Below are 16,510 nucleotides of genomic sequence, written 5' to 3'. Positions count from 1 at the left end.
TGGCCCGGCCAAGACACGCTGAATCGAGAGTTGGGATTCCAAGCATGAGCGCAGACGAAGTTTATAGCCGTGTTCGCAAGATCGTGTCCGATCAACTGGGCGTGGAAGATGACAAAGTGACCCCAGAAGCCAATTTCCAGAACGACCTGGGGGCCGACAGCCTTGATACGGTGGAGCTGGTCATGGCTTTTGAAGAGGAATTCGATCTGGAGATCCCCGATGAAGATGCAGAAAGGATCGCCACCGTGCAAGACGCTGTCAACTACATCCTCTCGAAGAAAGCTGCCTAATCTGCCTCCATACCCCTGGGCTAACACCGGACGATGGCTACTCTGGATCCCGCCACTGCTCTCAGGCCAACCCGCCGCGTTGTGATTACGGGGCTGGGCGCGGTCACCCCCATCGGCAACTCTCCTGCCGAGTTTTGGCAGAGCCTGCTGGCAGGGCGCTGCGGCATTGGGCCGATTACCCATTTTGATGCCTCCCGCCACGATTGCCGTATTGCCGGAGAGGTGAAGGGATTTGATCCCCTCGACTACTTGGATCGCAAGGATGTCAAGCGCACCGACCGCTTTGTGCACCTGGCGATGGCGGCCACCCGGCAAGCCTTGGAGGACGCTGACTTTCGCATCACCGCTCTCAACGCTGAGCAAGTGGGGGTGATCTTGGGCACCGGCATCGGCGGCATCCGCGTCTTGGAAGAGCAGCAGACCATCTATCTGCAGAAAGGGCCAGATCGCTGTAGCCCCTTCATGGTGCCCATGATGATCGCCAATATGGCTGCGGGTCACCTGGCCATTCATTTTGGCGCCAAAGGCCCCAATTCCTGCACAGTTACGGCCTGTGCCTCTGGCTCCAACGCCATTGGCGATGCCTTTCGGCTCATCCAGAGGGGAGAGGTGCAAGCGGCGATTACAGGTGGCACGGAAGCGGCGGTCACCCCTTTGTCCATGGCGGGGTTCAGTGCCATGAAGGCCCTTTCCACCCGCAACGACACCCCGGAGCAAGCCTGTAGGCCCTTTGATCGGGATCGGGATGGCTTTGTCATGGGGGAAGGAGCAGGGATCCTGGTGCTGGAGGAGTTGGAGCATGCCCGCGCCCGCGGGGCCAAGATCTATGCGGAGATAGTCGGCTATGGCCTCACCTGCGATGCCCACCACATGACCAACCCTGCCCCCGGCGGCGAGGGAGCGGCCCGGGCGATGCGGCTGGCCCTCAAGGATGCCGGGCTTCAGCCTGGGGATGTGCAACACATCAATGCCCATGCCACCAGCACCCCTGTAGGGGATATCGCCGAGGTCCAGGCCATCAAGTCGGTCTTTGGCGAGCATGCCCCCCGTTTGGCCATCAGCGCCACCAAGTCCATGACCGGCCACCTGTTGGGGGGAGCGGGCGGCATTGCCACGGTGGCCACAGCTTTGGCCATCCACCACGGCTGGGTTCCTCCTACCCTCAACTTGGACAACCCTGATCCCGAGTGCGAAGGGCTGGATTTTGTACCCCACAAGGGGCGGCAGATGGCTGTCGAGGCCGCTTTGGTCAATGCCTTTGGATTTGGTGGGCACAACGTCACGCTGGCTTTGCGCCGCTACTCTCCCGATTGAAAGGCTTGGCCTATGTCTTCTCCCGAAAGTTCGTCGCCCTCAGTTCGTCAACAAGCCTTGGCCGCTTTGACGGCGGAGCTGGCGCAGCAAGGCCACCCGCCCGAATATGCTCAGCACATGGCGGCGGCGGTTATTTTTCAAGCGGACTTGGATCTGTGTGCAGCTCAATTGGCGCGGGTGCTCAGTTGGCTGAAGCAAAACCATCCTCAGCTCTATCCAGAGGCAGTGCAATTGGTGGACACCACTCGGGAAGAGTTCGAGCGTCGCGTCCAAAATGGATAGACAAGCCATCTGCTTTGATGCAGTTGGGTTGCGGTCGTTAGCAGAGGGTAATGTCGCCCATATGGGGCTGCAAGGGGTGATCTTGAGCTGGAGTGGGGTGGTGGCCGATGACGAGAGCCTGCACCTACAGGCCATCAACCAACTGCTGGTGGAAGAGAACCTGCGCCCCTGGAACCTGTGCTGGCCGAAGTCGGGATCCCCTGGGCAGCGGGAGCTTTACCGGCTGCAATACCTGGGCCGACCGGATCGAGAGCGCCTGCCGGCTCTGTGGGGGGAGCAGGGGCGGGTGCTCAACCCCAAGCAGCTGGAAGAGCTGCTGAAACGCAAGGCCCTATACTACCGACAGGCTTTGCAGGGGCAGAGGGAATTGCCTCTCATTCCCGGTTTGGCGGAAACTTTGGAGACGCTGGAGCGGCTGCAACTGAAGGTCGGCCTGCTGTGCGGCCAATCGGCAGCCGAGGTGGCCGCTTTTCTAGAGCGCTTCCAGCCATGCTGCCCGGCCCTGACGCGGTTGACCGATGGGGGATCCTACCGAGTGACGGGGGATGATGCAGGCCCAATGCTTTCCCCAGGACACTTGCACCGCCTGCTTTTGCAGCGGATGGAATTGCCTGCCCAGGAGTGCTTGAGCATTGAAGCCACCTACCCCGGCATTCAGGCAGCCCGTTCGGCAGGGATCCCGGTGCTGGCTCTGGCCACCTTCTTTCCTCTGCACATGCTGCAGCGGCGGGCCAATTGGGCGGTGGACGGCTACCATCAGGTGGAATGGGATCGCATCCGGAACTGGTTTGCCGGCGGGCAAAACCGTCCTTCGACCCCAGTTGAAGCAGAAGCGGAGGCCGGTTCCTTCAAGGGATCCCAGGGAGGTCAGCCCCAGCCCTAGGGCAGGATCAGCATGCCATCCCCAAAGGAATAGAAGCGATACCCCTGGTCGACGGCCTCTCGGTAGAGATCCAGCAGCCTTTGCCGCCCGATCAGCGCAGCCACCAGCATCATCAAGCTGGAGCGGGGCAGATGAAAATTGGTGACCAGTCCCTGAACCACCCGCCAGGAGTAGCCGGGGTAGATGAATAGATCGCTTTTCCCCTGCCAAGGCTGCAAGGTGCCAGAGGCTGCCGCGGTTTCCAAAGAGCGCACCACGGTTGTTCCCACCGCGATCACCCGCCCCCCTCGGGCTTGGGCTTTTTGGATGGCTGCCACCGTTTCTGCCGGCACCTTGAGCCACTCGCTGTGGAGACGATGCTCGGTTACCCGCTCCGCTTCCACCGGTCGGAAGGTACCCAGGCCGATGTTCAGGGTGATGTAGGCCGTTTGGATCCCTTTTTGGGCCAGCCGCTCCAGCAGCTCCTGGGTAAAGTGCAGCCCTGCCGTGGGAGCAGCCACCGAGCCGGGGTGTTTGGCCCAGAGGGTTTGGTAGTCTTCAGGGCGAACTTGTCCTGAGCCCGGGGATCCGGAAGCCTTGATGTAGGGAGGAAGCGGGATCCGGCCCACCTGTTCCAGGATTTCCTCAAAAGGTTGCGCCCCTTCCCACTCAAACTGCACCACTCGCCCACCGGTCTCCGGATCCAAATCCAGGACAGTGGCTCTCAGCCCAGAGGGGGATCCCTGCTTGCTCCAAAAACCAATCCGATCCCCCACCTTCACCCGTTTGCCCGGCCTGACCAAAACCCGCCAGCTCCACGCCTGATCCGGCAGAGGTTGCGCAGCGGCAGGGATCCCTTCCAGACAAGGCTCCAGCAGCAACACTTCGACCCGCGCCCCGGAGGGTTCCTTGGCCCCGAACAGGCGGGCCGGGATCACCTTGGTATCGTTGAGAACCAGCAGATCCCCCTCCCGCAGGTAGTCAGGCAGATGGCAGAAGCGGCGATGCTCGTGCCTATCCGGGTACACCACCAGCATCCGCGCCTGATCCCTGGGCTCCACCGGCGTTTGCGCAATCCGATCTGGAGGGAGGGTGTAGTCGTAGGAAGCTGTGAGCAGATCCGGATTGGGCTCCCTATCGCCCAAAGGCTCAGCCTCACCGGGGGGAGCGGCAGCAGGCGAAAAAGAGTCAGGCATGGAGATGAATCAAGATGGGGTTCTACGTGGATCCAGCATAGCCAACCGGATCCCGCCAACCCTCTCCCTTTTGAGGGAAGCAGCTAAACCTTGGCCACCACCACCTGCTGCGGCTGATCCTGATACTTGCCGGCGCGGTCGGCGTAGGTCACTTGGCAGGGATCCCCTTCCAGAAACAGAAGCTGGACCACCCCTTCGTTGGCGTACACACGGCAGTCGGCGCTGGAGGCGTTGGAAAACTCCAGGGTGAGATAGCCCCGCCATCCCGCCTCAGCGGGCGTCAGGTTGGCAATCAGGCCCACCCTGGCATAGGAAGATTTGCCAATGCAGATCACGGTAATGTTATCCGGGACTTGCAGCCGTTCCAAGGACACCCCCAACCCATAGGAGTGGGCCGGGATGATAAAGTAATCGCCCATCTCGTCGTGGTGCAGCTCCACCGCTTCCAGATTCTTGGGGTTAAACCGTTTGGGATCCACCACTGTGCCGGGCACATGGCGGAAGATCTTGAACTCCACCGGCGACAGGCGGATGTCGTAGCCGTAGGAAGACAGCCCGTAACTCAAAACGGGCCGAGATTCAACAGCGCGCACCAGCTCAGGGCAGAACGGCTCGATCATCCCTCGCCGCGCTTGCTCACAGATCCAGCGGTCGTTTTTCAACATGGCTACAGCCGGCTTCCTGGAGAGTGAGGGCACATCTGGTGGACAAGCTCCAGTCTTATTGGGACTCCGCCCCCCTGACGCGACCCGTGTTGCCTAGGTCTTTCGGAGCGGAAACTGTTTGCGCTAGCGGTGCGGAGCAACATGGGCTGCTGTAGGCATAGCACCTGTGCCGCTGACTTGAGGGGGATCCAGAGAGCAGGCAACATTCGCATCGGCAGTGCGGAGCCCTGGGCCTGGGATGCCACGTAGGCGCAGCTGCGTGATCAAGTCCGCCCGCTCCAGAAACGAATCTGGCATCTCCGGCCCGGTGATCACCATGTCCATGGAGATGGGGCGTTGGTCGATTAAGCTCAGCACTTCCGCTTCTGGGATCAGGCCCAACTTCACAGCCAAGCTCAGCTCATCCAACACCACCAAGTCATAGCGGCCACTCCTGACAGCCTCCTGGGTAAATTGCCACAGCTCATCCAATGCCACCCGCTCCTCAGGCTCTAGGTGAGGTGTATCGATGCAGCGGTGCAGGCGACAGCGAACCCACTCCAAGGATCTGCCCAGGGAGAGACGATTTTCGGGCCCCTGATTGATCCCACCCTTGAGAAATTGCACGATCAGCACCCGCGTTCCCTGGCCTGCCAAGCGCATCGCCTGAGCCATGACGGGCGTAAACATGCCCCGGCTGGGGTGGGTGTAAAGCTGCAGGGATCCCTGGGGAACCAACTGGGCGGAGAGGGATCCATTCTGCTGAAGGAAAAGCTCGCCGGCAGCAGGGCTGGCTTGAGCCGCAGGCTGTTTGGCGCGGGCTACAGGAAAGGCATCCTTGGGGGAGGGCATAGGATTTGGGGAGGCAGTGCAAACCACGTTCTAATCTCACGAGCAGGCTAGTGGACACGGCCCTAGGTTATAGGGCCTACAAGTGGTGGAGAGCGTCGGCTATGGATTCCATGAAACACCACCTGTGCGTATCCGTCAACGAGTCGGTTCTGCTTCCGGCCAGCATACAAATCATCCTAAATAGAGTGATAGAAAATACAATCCTTGCCCATCCTAGCTTTTCGGCACGAGAGGCAATACCTGAAAAGAAAAGCTTTGACAGAGGATCTTAATAAAATTTCAGGCCCAGCACAAAAGCTTGTGTGCAGGGCTACCTTACTTGAGTATAGAGGTGCTCTATAAAAATTCGAGGAAAAGATAATTTCTTCCAAATAAGGTTGACTCTCACAAACGGGAATGCCAGCACCGGCAGCCTATCCACCGAGAGCAGCGAGACTTAGCCCACCCCAGAAGCCTTGCCCGACAGGAGCTCCACTCTGTCGGGAGTTGGATAGATCCACACATTGCCGAACATTCGCAGTGGAAAGAATTGCGACCACAACTCCAAATACTTAATTTCCAGACTCGAAATTAACAAAATGCAAATTCGTCAATTATATTCGTCAAAAAATGATTTATTGACAATATTTTTGAGAATCGCATCCGATTCAGCGAGAAACACAAGGGATTGTGTACATTTTAGATTCTGAGGCCGTTTTCTTCGAGAGATTGACTCTTTAATTATTTTTCTTACCGATCTCGGAGCCGATATTTCCATTTAATTTAACCTCTATTTCTACTCTGAGAAATGAGCATTGGGCATTCAGTTTGGATCCCATTTAAGATTGACCTGCACAAGCTCCGGAGCTTTGGGTGCCGAGATTGCCGGGATCCAGAGCCGAGTCCTTTCCTTCTTGAGAAGTCTTCTCCTAGCAAGGTAGATCCAATCCTGGAGAATACCTGATCCCTCATCCAAGCAGCCGGGAAGTCCAGGGATCCCACCCTCGATCCCTGGATCAAAAAGACACTTCCTGCCAGTACGAAAGGCTGCCTTTGTTCTCTGCTACCGACTTGGACTTGGGAAAAATCCCAAGCCATTGTGAACTCGGGGTGTGCGCCGCCGGGAGGGACTGGGATCCGTCTCACTGTTGGGTGGGCTGGCTTCTGGGTGTCGGTGTTCCAAATTGACGGCTTCTCCCCCCAGCACCAAGGTGGAAGCATTGCCCCCATCCAAGTTCAGGGCATGGCGACAGCCCAATTGCTGCATCAACTGTGCCATCTCCAGCAGGGTGAGCCCTTGATTTTCCTGGGCATTGCCGGCGGTCACCAGCAGCAAATGTCCGCTGTCCAGTTGGCCAATGGCACTGCGGGCGGCTCGCTGCCTGCGAAAGAGGGGTTGAAATGCCTCCAATCGGGCATCCAAAACCACCTGTCCATCCAAGAGCAAGAGCGGCCCTGCCCCTAGGATGTGGGGATAAGCTTCCAGCTCGGGCGGATCCAAGCGCAGATGAAGGCTGAGGCGATCCCCGGGAACCAGCTTGCGGGCTTCTAGGGCACCTTCTAGCCCCCGCCCTGCCAATACATACCCCTCGCTGGGAATCCGTACCGTCAAACTGCCGGCCAGGCCCGCCACCAGAATTTCTTGCACCTGATCCTGCCGCACCATCACGAGCATTTCGTCGTCCGTTTGGGTGGTGTAGGTGGATCCCCAGTCGGGGGTGAACTGGGAGATGCCGGGCAGGATATAGCCTGTATTGATGCCCACCACCGGGATCCGGTCCCCAATGGCATTGCGCAGCTCTGCTTGCATCCGCAAACGGGCAAAGCGCACGGATCCCCCTTCTTGCCCTGCCGTCCCATCCGACCAGGCGATGACCCCACGACCCAAAATGGGGCTGGAGATCCAACGGCCATCCCGACGAATTGCCCCCAGCGGCTGACGGGTGTTGCGGTTGAAAAACCCACCGTTAATGGCGGCTACTGCTCCCTGTTCGGGGCCAAAGGAAGACAGCTCCCCCAGACCCACCAGCCCCGCAGGTGCAGCCCAGATAGGCCGCAGTTGGCCCGCTGCGAGAGAAATGACCACGATAGAAACGGGGATCCGATTGTCTCCAACCCAAACCTCCTTCTGGTACAAAGGGATCCCTTGCACCACCCGCACCGGCTGCACACCGAGGGTCACCTGAGCTTGAGCAGCCACGCTGGGCAAAAAGAGAGCAGCAGTGCAGGCTAACCCCCAGCCCATGACCCAGGCGCTCAGCTTGGTTTTGGACATGTCTTCACGTCTTTAGGGCTTCACCATTGTCATTGGGAGATGATTATCCCCCTGCGGCAAAGGTTCCCATCACAATGAGCGACAACAGGATCCCGGGAAAGAGCAGCGTCACCAAGATCAGCAGTTCGGATAGGGTCATTGGGGAATGCTACCTACTTAAGGATTGAGCCAACACAGCAGCCCTAATTTTCACCCTAGCGATCCTATGGAAGTGGCCCAGGATCCCTTTGGGATCCCTTAACACTCGATCACCGGTTTTTGCGGCTGCCCGTGCATGCCATCTCCGGCAGTATCCTGGCAAGGGGAAAGCCTCATCCAACGGTTCCTATGGGCATCCAAGGCAAACGCATTGCCGTCGAACCCGGCCATCTTCGCCCCTGGCTCAAAGAGGCTGTTTTGGCAGGGGGTGGCGAAATTGTGCCCCTGGCAGAAGCAGAAGCCTTGGTCTGGGCCGATGCCTTTGATGTGCCCGGCCTGAAGTGCTGTCTGGCGGAAGGGAAAGGGATCCGCTGGGTGCAGTTGCCCTGGGCGGGGGTAGAGCCTTTTGTCCGGGCGGGAGTCTTGGATCCCGCTTATGTGTGGACTTGTGGCAAGGGAGTCTATGCTCAACCGGTGGCAGAACATGCCTTGGCCTTGACCTTGGCCGGCTTGCGCGACTTGAAGATCCGCGCCTTGGCCCAAACGTGGCAGGAAGGCTCCGGTACCAGCCTCTGGGGCAGCCGCGTGGTCATTTTTGGGGCCGGGGGCATCGCCCAAGAGTTGATCAAGCTGTTGCAGCCTTTTCAGTGCTCCATCGACGTGGTGCGTCGCAAGGCGGATCCCTTGCCGGGGGCCACGCGGGTGGTGACGCTCGCGGAACGGCAAACGGTGTTGGCAGGGGCAGATGTGGTGATCCTGGCTTTGGCCCTCACGCCGGAAACCGAGGGGATCATCGCCCAAGCTGAGTTGGAGCAGATGGGATCCCAGTGCTGGCTGGTGAATGTGGCGCGAGGCAAGCACATCGTGACCTCCGACTTGGTGGCCGCCCTGCAGCAGGGGGTCATTCGCGGGGCCGCCTTGGATGTCACGGATCCCGAGCCCCTACCGGATGGGCATCCCCTCTGGAGCTTGCCCAACTGCCTGATTACCCCCCACACTGCTCTTACCGATGCCATGATTGTCCCAGCCCTCTCTAAGCGGGTGCGAGAAAATGTGCGGCGCTTCCGGGCCGGGGATCCCTTGCTGGGGGTGGTGGATCCGGTTTTGGGGTATTGAGTCCTCTAGCCCCCCTCCCTTGGGGAGCCTGGGATCAGAAACATTTGGCGCCAAACCCTACTGCGAAGCCATCTCCCGCACGCGGGCAGCAATGGCCTTGGCCATCTCCTGAGTGCCGACGGGATCCCCTGTGGCCAGGTCATAGGTGACCTGCTTGCCCTCGGCGATCACCGCCTGCACCGCCGCCTCCACCCTTGCGGCAGCCTCCCGCTCTCCTAGGTAGCGCAGCATCATCGCCCCGGAGAGGATCAGAGCGCAGGGGTTGACTTTGTTTTGGCCGGCATATTTGGGAGCAGAGCCGTGAATGGCCTCAAAAACCGCAATGCCGTCGCCGATGTTGGCCCCCGGCGCCACCCCCAGCCCGCCGATCATCCCCGCGCACAAGTCGGAAATGATGTCCCCATAGAGGTTGGTGAGCACCAGCACATCGTAGAGCTGCGGCTTTTGCATCAGTTGCATGCACATGTTGTCCACGATGCGATCTTCAAACTCGATGTCGGGGTACTCCTGGGCCACCTCCCGCGCCACCTGCAAAAACAAGCCATCGGTGAACTTCATGATGTTGGCTTTGTGAACTGCCGTCACCTTCTTGCGGCCATTCTGGCGGGCGTACTCAAAGGCAAATTTGACAATGCGGCGGCTGCCGAAGTCCGAAATGGGCTTGATGCCAATGGCGGATCCCTCGCGGATGGGTTTGCCGGAGAGGCGCATCATTTCCTCCCGCGCCTGGATGGCTTCCGGCGTGCCCCGTTCAAACTCGATCCCGGCATAGAGATCTTCAGTATTTTCCCGCACCACCACTAGGTCAATGTCTTGAAAAGGGCTTTTGACACCGAGCATGGATTTGGCCGGGCGCAGATTGGCGTAGAGATCCAGCTCCTTGCGAATGGCTACGTTGACCGAACGAAAGCCAGTACCTACGGGAGTGCCAATCGGCCCTTTGATCGCCACTTTGGTTTCCCGAATGGACTCCAACACCTGGGGCGGCAAGGGGGTGCCGTATTTCTCGATCACCTCCACTCCTGCTTCTACCGGGATCCATTCGAACCGAACCCCAGTAGCCTCCAAGACCGTGGTCATCGCCTTGGCCACTTCCGGGCCAATGCCATCCCCAGGGATCAAAGTCACACGATAGGCCACAGATGCTTCTCCTCGCAGTGTCAACGACAGCGCAAAAACTCCGTCCTGCCGGCGTGAGAGGATCCCTCCACCAGACAGGTTAGAGAACCGGGAACCCTTGAGCTTAAACGACTATAGAACAGGTTGAGACTGAAAATGCTGCGTCTGCTACCTCAGAAAAGGGGGGGCTAGCCGCAAGATCGGGGACTCGGCGGCAGAGGGACTCGCAGCTCTACAACTGTGCCACTGCCAAAGCGGCGATTACGCCAAGCAATGCTTGCCCCGATCAACTCGGCTCGGTAGCGCATGTTGAGCAACCCGTGTCCATGGCCAGACGGCTGGGCGGGATCCGCCCCGCTCTTGGACTCCGGCATACCACAGCCATCGTCGATGATCTTCAGCTCCAAGTGGGTGTAGGGAGCCTGAGGGTTGGTAGAGGAACCCGCGTCCTGTTGCGCCTTGGGCTGAATGATGAGATCGATGCGCCGTGCCCCCGCGTGTTTGACAATCAGAAAGCTGGCTTCCAGAGGTGTCCGGCTCAGCAGAGCCAAAGCCCCCAGCCGCTCCTCCCCCCGGTTAATCGGGTAGGCAACAAAGCCTCGCAAGCCATTGGCCTTCACCCACTCTGGGGCGGGCATCCAGGCTTCTTGGGCGGGATTGTTGCTCAAAAGCGGCAGACCCTCCTGGGCCACCCGTCCCAAAGGGCTGTCGTCAGGGTAGATCCGCTGAATTTGGTCGTGAGCAGGACTGAGCAGGCCGGCATGGGCCACCGACTGAAAACATCCTTCCTGCGGGTCGAAAAACCAAAGGCGAGCTGAGGCTGCACCCAGACGATCCACCATCTGCCGTACCAAGGTCTGGGCCAGCTTGAGCACACACTGCTCCAGCTCCCCCATCTCTACAGAGTCCGAAGAGGATGGGGAAGATAACTGAGAAGAGAGCAGCACCAGTTCTTGGACAATTTGGTTTGCAGCCTGTAGCTGGCGTGACAGCATGGGATCCCGATTGCGGCAGCGGTGCGGAGCACTTTCAACAGAGGCAACCGAAGGCATGACAGCAAGAGATGGGCTTCCATCAACAAGGAACCAACTTCTGCACAGCCTCTAACCGCCCCAAAGCCCAGCCCCGCCGCTGGAGAAGGGCAAAAGATTCCAGCAAATCCGGCCCCTGCAGATCCCCTGTCAGGGCGGCCCGCAAACTCTTCATCAGCAGGCCCTTTTTCATGTTCTGGCCCTTGGCCACCTGATCCACCAGCGGTTTTAAGCTGTCCGCCGAAACCTGGGGCAGCTCGGCAGCAGCCAACGTGGTGGCCATTGCAGCCATAGCCTCTGCCACCCCAGGCAGGCGCAACTGTTCCAGAGCTGGCAACGTGTAGCTGAGGGGCTCCTGAAACAAAAAGCGGCTGAGCGGAGGAGCCTCTGCCAGGCGGTCGATACCATCGGCAATCAGGCGGGCCACATCTTCCAACCAGGTGGGATCCGGCACCTCGGAAAGGTCAAACCCTGCCGCCTGCCAAAAGGGGGTGAGCCGTTCTACCAGTTCTGGCGGAGAAAGCCGCTTGATGTACTGGCTGTTGATCCAGTTGAGCTTGTCCCAGTCAAAGCGGGCAGCCGCACGGTTAACCCGGTCAAAGTCGAACAGCGCAGCCGCCTTTTCCAGAGAGAAAAGCTCTTCCCCATCTGGAGGAGACCAACTGAGCAAAGCCAAATAGTTCTTGAGAGCTTCCGGCAAAAAGCCCAGCTGCTGGAACTCCGTCACCGAAGTTGCCCCATCCCGTTTGGAGAGCTTTTTCCCCTCCGGGTTCAGGATTAAAGGAGAATGGGCGAACTGGGGAGGTTCGTAGCCAAGAGCGCGGTAGAGCAAAATCTGCTTGGGGGTATTGCCGATGTGATCTTCGCCGCGAATCACATGGGTGATGCCCATGTCAATATCATCCACCACCACCGCCAAGTTGTAGAGAGGGTAGCCATCCGCCCGGGCAATGACCATATCCCCCCCCAAGTCCTGGGTGTTCCAGGTAATGGGGCCGCGAATGAGATCCACCCAAGACACTTCCAGGGGCTCCTCGATTTTGAAGCGGATCACCGGCTGCCGACCCTCGGCTTCGTAGGCCCGTCGCTGGGCTTCGGTGAGAAAGCGGTGGCGGTTGTCGTAGCGGGGGGCTTTGCCGGCGGCCTTCTGGGCAGCGCGCATCTCCTCCAGCTCCGCCTCGCTGACGTAGCAGCGGTAGGCCAACCCTCGATCCAGAAGCTGCTGTACCACCGCTTGATAGCGCTCGATGCGCTTGGATTGGTAGACCGGCCCTTCGTCCCAGTCTAGGCCCAACCAGGCCAGGCCCGCCAAAATGTTGCGGGTGTAGCGGGGCAAAGAGCGGTCGCGGTCGGTGTCCTCAATGCGCAAAATGAACCGGCCACCGTGGCGACGGGCATACAGCCAGTTGAACACTGCCGTTCGGGCGGTGCCGATGTGCAGATTTCCGGTTGGGCTGGGGGCAATGCGAACACAAACACTCACAGGCTGAAGGCTCCCAAGCAGAGCATCCTGATCCTAGTCGGCGGCGAGATCCTTTGTCATATTGGCCCTCCATTGGGTTGCAGGCGGTTGCCAATTGAGGCATTTCGAGTAGAATCCGCTCTAGCCGCCGGTCAAAAGGTAGGCTGCACGGGGATCAAGGTTGATTGGCAACGTCCAACCTCCCCTTTTTTCCGGTGTTGAGGAAAAGCTGTAGCGCAGGAGGAATCCCAGCACATGCGTCTGACTTTGGCCATTCTTCTGGGTTGTCTGTCCGCCGGGATCCCGATTGGATCCGCCTTGGCCCAAATTGCCTATCCTTCCTATCCGGTGGGAGATGCCCTGGATAGGATCCTGTTGGATACAGGCAGGAATGTGGATCCGGTCATTTTCCCTGAGGAGGTGGTGCGCTCCCAGGCCCGGCAGACCACCGCCTTCTTCACCACGCTGCTGAACCAACGCACCAACATCCCACCCCTGCGCTCGCTAGATTTGCCCAGTCCCTATCAGGCTTCGGTTCGTACCCAGGCCGGGTACTACCGCGTGACCCAGACAGAGCCCGTTTTGGATTTTGAAATCTTGCGCTAGGCAGGGCAGGTATTCGGGGCCTGTTCCAGCGCCGGCCTGTTGCTGTTGCCAAAACGTTGTGTATGAAGCTCCGTTCTACTGCTGCGCGGAAGAAAGCTAGCTAGGGCGGTGGTTGTGCCCTGGTCGGCGTGGCGGAAAGGGCAGTGACTGCCTGGCGGTTGCCTTAAAGCTGTTCACCCAGGAGGGCATGGTTTTTCTCAGCGAAACAGCTCCCTGGAGAGGCGCTCCGCCGGCGCAATCGGACAAGAGGGAACTGGGGAAAGTTGTGTTTGTGAGAGCCTTCATCCTATGGCCCGCTCGCGCGGACGGTAACTGCCTCTCCGGTCAGCGAAAAAGCTCGCGTGGCGGTAATGCGCACCGGCACCAGGGATCCCTGCAGTTGCTCTGGATTCCCTTCAAAGAACACCAAGCGATTGCCGCGGGTACGCCCCATTGCCTGGCGGGGGTTTTTCGGGTTGGGGCCTTCCACCAGCACCTCTTGCACCTGGCCTAGGAGTCGGGCACTGCGGGCGGCGGCCACCTCGGCCACCAGTCGGTTCAGCCGTTGCAGGCGGTCGCTTTTTTCCTCTTCAGGCACCTGGTCGGGCCACTCGGCGGCAGGGGTGCCGGGACGGGGGGAGTAGGCAGCAGTGTTCACTTGGTCAAAGCCGATATCCTGCACCAGTTGCAGGGTTTCTTGGAACTGGGCTTCTGTTTCTCCCGGGAAGCCGACAATGGCATCGGCGCTGATGGCGGCTTCGGGCATGTATTGGCGGATGAGCTGGATGATCTGGCGATAGCGCTCGTGGGTGTAGCCGCGCCGCATCCGCTTGAGCACTTCGTTGCTGCCCGCCTGGAAGGGAATGTGGAAGTGCTCGCAGACTTTGGGCAGCTCGGCGCAGGTGGCGATCAGCTCCTCGGTAAAGTAGCGCGGGTGGCTGGTGGCAAAGCGAATCCGTTCAATACCTTCCACCGAATGGACGAAGCGCAACAAGCTGGCCAGGTTGGTTTTCGGATCCAGATCCCGTCCGTAGGCATCGATGTTCTGCCCCAGCAACGTCACCTCTCGATAGCCTGCTCTGGCCACGTCTTCGATTTCGGCGCGGATGGCCTGGGGCTGGCGGGACTGCTCTTGCCCTCGCACCCGCGGCACGATGCAGTAGGTGCAGCGCTCGTTGCAACCGTAGATAACGTTGATCCAAGCAGTGACCTGGCTGTCGCGACGGGGCTTGGTGATGTCTTCTGGGATCTCAACCGGCTCGGTGGCCACCACCTGGTTTCCGGCTTCCACCTGCGCCAACAGATCCCCAAGGCGGTTCACGTACTGGGGGCCCATGACCAGATCCAGCTCAGGGACGCGGCGCAACAATTTTTCCCCCTCTTGCTGGGCCACACAGCCGGCCACGATCAGCTTGATGGCCGGGTTCTTGCGCTTGCGCTGTGCCTGGATGCCCAGGTAGGAATAGACCTTTTGCTCAGCATTGTCGCGGATGGTGCAGGTGTTGTAGAGAACTAAGTCCGCCTGCAACTCATCTTCGGTGGCCACATACCCCAGGGACTCCAGGATCCCGGCCATGCGCTCGGTATCGGCGCGGTTCATTTGGCAGCCGAAGGTGATGGTGTGGTAGGTGGGAGCAGCCATGGGAAGTAACAGCACAAAGAACCACCATCTTCGAGCTTAGCGGATCCTTAAAAATGGCTGAGGGGTTTGAGACTGAAACGGTTAGTCTAGATAAAAGTTCCTACACCGGCAAAGGCTCATGTTGCCCAAGCATCGCCCCAAGCAACTATCGCTGGGCCCTCTGGAATCGGAAATCTTGGAGATCCTCTGGGATCTGGGCAGCGCCAGCACCCGTCAAATCCACGAGCGCATCTTGGCCGATCCGGATCGGGAGCTGGCCTATGCCTCTGTGACCACAGTTTTGCAGCGCTTGAGCCAGAAGGGCTGGGTGAGCTGTGAGCGCCGCACCGATCCACAAGGGCGGCATTTGCCGATGCTGTGGCGGCCTCGTCTTTCGCGTCAGGAAGCGGCCAGCCTCAGGGCCTTCACCCACCTGCAGCAGTTTTTGGCTGTAGGGGATCCCGATACGGTGGCAGCCTTTGCCGATAGCCTGGATCAGGCCAGTGTGTCCCAGTTGCAGGCGATTGCCGAACGGCTGCGGGCAGCCCGTCAAGCCAGGAGGGATCCGCGATGAGCCACTTGGGCATGTTACTGCTGGGCTTGGGCCTCAGTTGCCTGTGGCGAGCCCAGGTGCGCCTGGACAGGAGTGGGGGATGGGGCCGACGTTGGCAGCGGGCTTGGATCCACTTCTTGCTGCCCCCGCTGCTGTTGCTGACCACTGCTTTGGCCTTGGCCTGGATGGGGCCGTGGGGACAAATGGCCGGGGTGGGGGGCTGGTTCTGCTACGGCTGTGCCCTGCTGTTGCTGGCCGTGGCTGGCGGCGTGGCCTTGCACTGGATTTGGGAATACTGGCGCTCCTATCGACGCGCCCACCTGCAAGCTCTGGCCCAGGTGGATTTGCATGGCTCTCCGGCCTACGTGCTGGATTTGGAGATTCCTTTTGCTGCTCAAGTGGGGGTGTGGAATGCCCAGTTGGTGGTCAGCCGCGGCCTGCTGGAGCAGTTGGATGATGAGCACTTGCGGGCCGTAATCGCCCACGAAGAGGCCCATCGCCACTACCGCGATACCCTCTGGATGTTTGGAGTGGGCTGGCTGCGACGCCTCACCGGCTGGCTGCCCAACACCGAGGCCCTCTGGCAGGAATTGCTCACTCTGCGGGAACTGCGGGCGGATCGCTGGGCGGCCCAACGGGTGGATCCCTTGCTGTTGGGAGAGGCCCTGCTGCAGGTGGTGGGCTATGGCGTGGTGGAGCAACCGGCGGCGGCCTGGGTTGGCTTTGCAATGGCCGTGAGTTCAGACTCAGGGCAACGGCTGCAGGAGCGTATCGATGCCCTGCTGCAGCAGGCAGAGTCAGGGCCCGTCGATCCCCTACCCCATTCTTCTTCCATTCGGGGTTGGGCCTGGTTGGGGTTGTCCCTATTGCCTTTGCTGGCGATCCCGTTCCATACCTGAGGATCTGCAGAATGCGATACTCTGGGTCAGGTTTTCTGGACTTCTAGGGACTTACAGCAGTGCAAACCAACTCTTCCCTTTCTGAGGCGACCGGGTCGGCGTGTGATCCCCTTACGCGGGCGCAGATCCTCATCGAGGCTTTACCCTACATTCAGCAGTACCAAGGCCGCGTCATTGTCATCAAATATGGCGGCGCAGCTATGGTGCATCAAGAGCGACGGGCCGAGGTGCTCCGAGACATCGTCTTTCTGGCCTGTGTGGGGATCCGCCCGGTGTTGGTGCATGGGGGGGG

Annotated in this window: 16 protein-coding genes and 1 pseudogene; 9 read left to right on the top strand and 8 right to left on the bottom strand. The window is 59.7% G+C overall.

The genetic code is table 11. The features are described 5' to 3' along the window. The first annotated feature begins 44 nt into the window (after positions 1-44). From NW818_RS01185 to NW818_RS01170, 4 genes are all read left to right on the top strand, one after another. Positions 45-290 (top strand): acyl carrier protein, encoded by a 246-nt coding sequence (locus NW818_RS01185; RefSeq protein WP_414343279.1) that lies wholly within the window; start codon positions 45-47, stop codon positions 288-290. A 33-nt stretch (positions 291-323) separates the two neighbouring features. Then, positions 324-1,604 (top strand): beta-ketoacyl-ACP synthase II, encoded by a 1,281-nt coding sequence (fabF, locus tag NW818_RS01180; protein ID WP_414330103.1) that lies wholly within the window; start codon positions 324-326, stop codon positions 1,602-1,604. 12 nt (positions 1,605-1,616) lie between these two features. Further along, the gene (locus NW818_RS01175; protein WP_011433271.1) at positions 1,617-1,886 is read left to right on the top strand and encodes a hypothetical protein; all 270 of its coding nucleotides are present in this window, start codon (positions 1,617-1,619) and stop codon (positions 1,884-1,886) included. Between the two features lie 61 nt (positions 1,887-1,947). Further along, complete coding sequence (locus NW818_RS01170) at positions 1,948-2,769, top strand: HAD family hydrolase (protein WP_414423608.1); 822 nt, start codon at positions 1,948-1,950, stop codon at positions 2,767-2,769. Here NW818_RS01170 and queA read toward each other — a convergent pair. The 4 genes from queA to NW818_RS01150 form a co-directional block, all read right to left on the bottom strand. Further along, positions 2,766-3,944: a tRNA preQ1(34) S-adenosylmethionine ribosyltransferase-isomerase QueA gene (gene queA / locus NW818_RS01165; protein WP_414423607.1), complete on the bottom strand. Its 1,179-nt coding sequence runs from the start codon at positions 3,942-3,944 to the stop codon at positions 2,766-2,768. The genes NW818_RS01170 and queA overlap by 4 nt on opposite strands. Before the next feature lie 83 nt (positions 3,945-4,027). Continuing rightward, positions 4,028-4,609 (bottom strand): dCTP deaminase, encoded by a 582-nt coding sequence (gene dcd, locus NW818_RS01160; protein ID WP_011433274.1) that lies wholly within the window; start codon positions 4,607-4,609, stop codon positions 4,028-4,030. A 123-nt stretch (positions 4,610-4,732) separates the two neighbouring features. Continuing rightward, positions 4,733-5,440 carry a cob(I)yrinic acid a,c-diamide adenosyltransferase gene (locus NW818_RS01155; RefSeq protein WP_414423606.1) on the bottom strand — a complete coding sequence of 236 codons (708 nt, stop codon included), beginning with the start codon at positions 5,438-5,440 and terminating at the stop codon, positions 4,733-4,735. 1,042 nt (positions 5,441-6,482) lie between these two features. Next, a complete protein-coding gene (locus NW818_RS01150) occupies positions 6,483-7,694 on the bottom strand; it encodes a phosphodiester glycosidase family protein (protein ID WP_414423605.1) in 1,212 nt (403 codons plus the stop codon). 327 nt (positions 7,695-8,021) lie between these two features. Here NW818_RS01150 and NW818_RS01145 point away from each other — a divergent pair, with 327 nt between their 5' ends. Continuing rightward, entirely contained in the window at positions 8,022-8,948 is a 927-nt protein-coding gene (locus NW818_RS01145) for a D-isomer specific 2-hydroxyacid dehydrogenase family protein (RefSeq protein WP_414423604.1), read from the top strand. Between the two features lie 57 nt (positions 8,949-9,005). On the opposite strand, the gene NW818_RS01140 is transcribed toward NW818_RS01145, so the two are convergent. From NW818_RS01140 to gltX, 3 genes are all read right to left on the bottom strand, one after another. After that, positions 9,006-10,088, bottom strand: a complete 1,083-nt coding sequence (locus NW818_RS01140; RefSeq protein WP_414423603.1) for an isocitrate/isopropylmalate dehydrogenase family protein — start codon at positions 10,086-10,088, stop codon at positions 9,006-9,008. Between the two features lie 167 nt (positions 10,089-10,255). Beyond that, positions 10,256-11,062 (bottom strand): GAF domain-containing sensor histidine kinase, encoded by an 807-nt coding sequence (locus tag NW818_RS01135; RefSeq protein ID WP_414423602.1) that lies wholly within the window; start codon positions 11,060-11,062, stop codon positions 10,256-10,258. A 79-nt stretch (positions 11,063-11,141) separates the two neighbouring features. After that, positions 11,142-12,581 (bottom strand): glutamate--tRNA ligase, encoded by a 1,440-nt coding sequence (gene gltX / locus NW818_RS01130; RefSeq protein WP_414423601.1) that lies wholly within the window; start codon positions 12,579-12,581, stop codon positions 11,142-11,144. A gap of 234 nt (positions 12,582-12,815) precedes the next feature. Between gltX and NW818_RS01125 the strand changes: the two genes are divergently transcribed. Next, complete coding sequence (locus NW818_RS01125) at positions 12,816-13,166, top strand: hypothetical protein (RefSeq protein ID WP_011433285.1); 351 nt, start codon at positions 12,816-12,818, stop codon at positions 13,164-13,166. A 286-nt stretch (positions 13,167-13,452) separates the two neighbouring features. On the opposite strand, the gene miaB is transcribed toward NW818_RS01125, so the two are convergent. Continuing rightward, a complete protein-coding gene (miaB, locus tag NW818_RS01120) occupies positions 13,453-14,787 on the bottom strand; it encodes a tRNA (N6-isopentenyl adenosine(37)-C2)-methylthiotransferase MiaB (protein ID WP_414380946.1) in 1,335 nt (444 codons plus the stop codon). Positions 14,788-14,905: 118 nt separating this feature from the next. Here miaB and NW818_RS01115 point away from each other — a divergent pair, with 118 nt between their 5' ends. The 3 genes and pseudogenes from NW818_RS01115 to NW818_RS01105 all read left to right on the top strand — a co-directional run. Then, entirely contained in the window at positions 14,906-15,340 is a 435-nt protein-coding gene (locus NW818_RS01115; protein ID WP_414423600.1) for a BlaI/MecI/CopY family transcriptional regulator, read from the top strand. Beyond that, positions 15,337-16,218 carry a M56 family metallopeptidase gene (locus tag NW818_RS01110; protein ID WP_414423599.1) on the top strand — a complete coding sequence of 294 codons (882 nt, stop codon included), beginning with the start codon at positions 15,337-15,339 and terminating at the stop codon, positions 16,216-16,218. Before NW818_RS01115 ends, NW818_RS01110 begins: the two co-directional genes overlap by 4 nt. A 59-nt stretch (positions 16,219-16,277) precedes the next feature. Continuing rightward, a pseudogene (locus NW818_RS01105) lies at positions 16,278-16,510 on the top strand (acetylglutamate kinase); the annotation flags it as partial.

Source organism: Synechococcus sp. R6-5, from assembly GCF_047461775.1.
Classification (GTDB): domain Bacteria; phylum Cyanobacteriota; class Cyanobacteriia; order Thermostichales; family Thermostichaceae; genus Thermostichus.
Note: the sequence above shows the minus strand (reverse complement) of the source record. Positions and strands in the feature narration are given on the sequence as shown.

Bases quoted from the DNA above. Each gene is read 5' to 3' on its own strand.
- NW818_RS01185 (WP_414343279.1), top strand. From the start codon at position 45: ATGAGCGCAGACGAAGTTTATAGCCGTGTTCGCAAGATCGTGTCCGAT.
- fabF (WP_414330103.1), top strand. From the start codon at position 324: ATGGCTACTCTGGATCCCGCCACTGCTCTCAGGCCAACCCGCCGCGTT.
- NW818_RS01175 (WP_011433271.1), top strand. From the start codon at position 1,617: ATGTCTTCTCCCGAAAGTTCGTCGCCCTCAGTTCGTCAACAAGCCTTG.
- NW818_RS01170 (WP_414423608.1), top strand. From the start codon at position 1,948: ATGGGGCTGCAAGGGGTGATCTTGAGCTGGAGTGGGGTGGTGGCCGAT.
- queA (WP_414423607.1), bottom strand. From the start codon at position 3,944: ATGCCTGACTCTTTTTCGCCTGCTGCCGCTCCCCCCGGTGAGGCTGAG.
- dcd (WP_011433274.1), bottom strand. From the start codon at position 4,609: ATGTTGAAAAACGACCGCTGGATCTGTGAGCAAGCGCGGCGAGGGATG.
- NW818_RS01155 (WP_414423606.1), bottom strand. From the start codon at position 5,440: ATGCCCTCCCCCAAGGATGCCTTTCCTGTAGCCCGCGCCAAACAGCCT.
- NW818_RS01150 (WP_414423605.1), bottom strand. From the start codon at position 7,694: ATGTCCAAAACCAAGCTGAGCGCCTGGGTCATGGGCTGGGGGTTAGCC.
- NW818_RS01145 (WP_414423604.1), top strand. From the start codon at position 8,022: ATGGGCATCCAAGGCAAACGCATTGCCGTCGAACCCGGCCATCTTCGC.
- NW818_RS01135 (WP_414423602.1), bottom strand. From the start codon at position 11,062: ATGCTGTCACGCCAGCTACAGGCTGCAAACCAAATTGTCCAAGAACTG.
- NW818_RS01125 (WP_011433285.1), top strand. From the start codon at position 12,816: ATGCGTCTGACTTTGGCCATTCTTCTGGGTTGTCTGTCCGCCGGGATC.
- miaB (WP_414380946.1), bottom strand. From the start codon at position 14,787: ATGGCTGCTCCCACCTACCACACCATCACCTTCGGCTGCCAAATGAAC.
- NW818_RS01115 (WP_414423600.1), top strand. From the start codon at position 14,906: ATGTTGCCCAAGCATCGCCCCAAGCAACTATCGCTGGGCCCTCTGGAA.
- NW818_RS01110 (WP_414423599.1), top strand. From the start codon at position 15,337: ATGAGCCACTTGGGCATGTTACTGCTGGGCTTGGGCCTCAGTTGCCTG.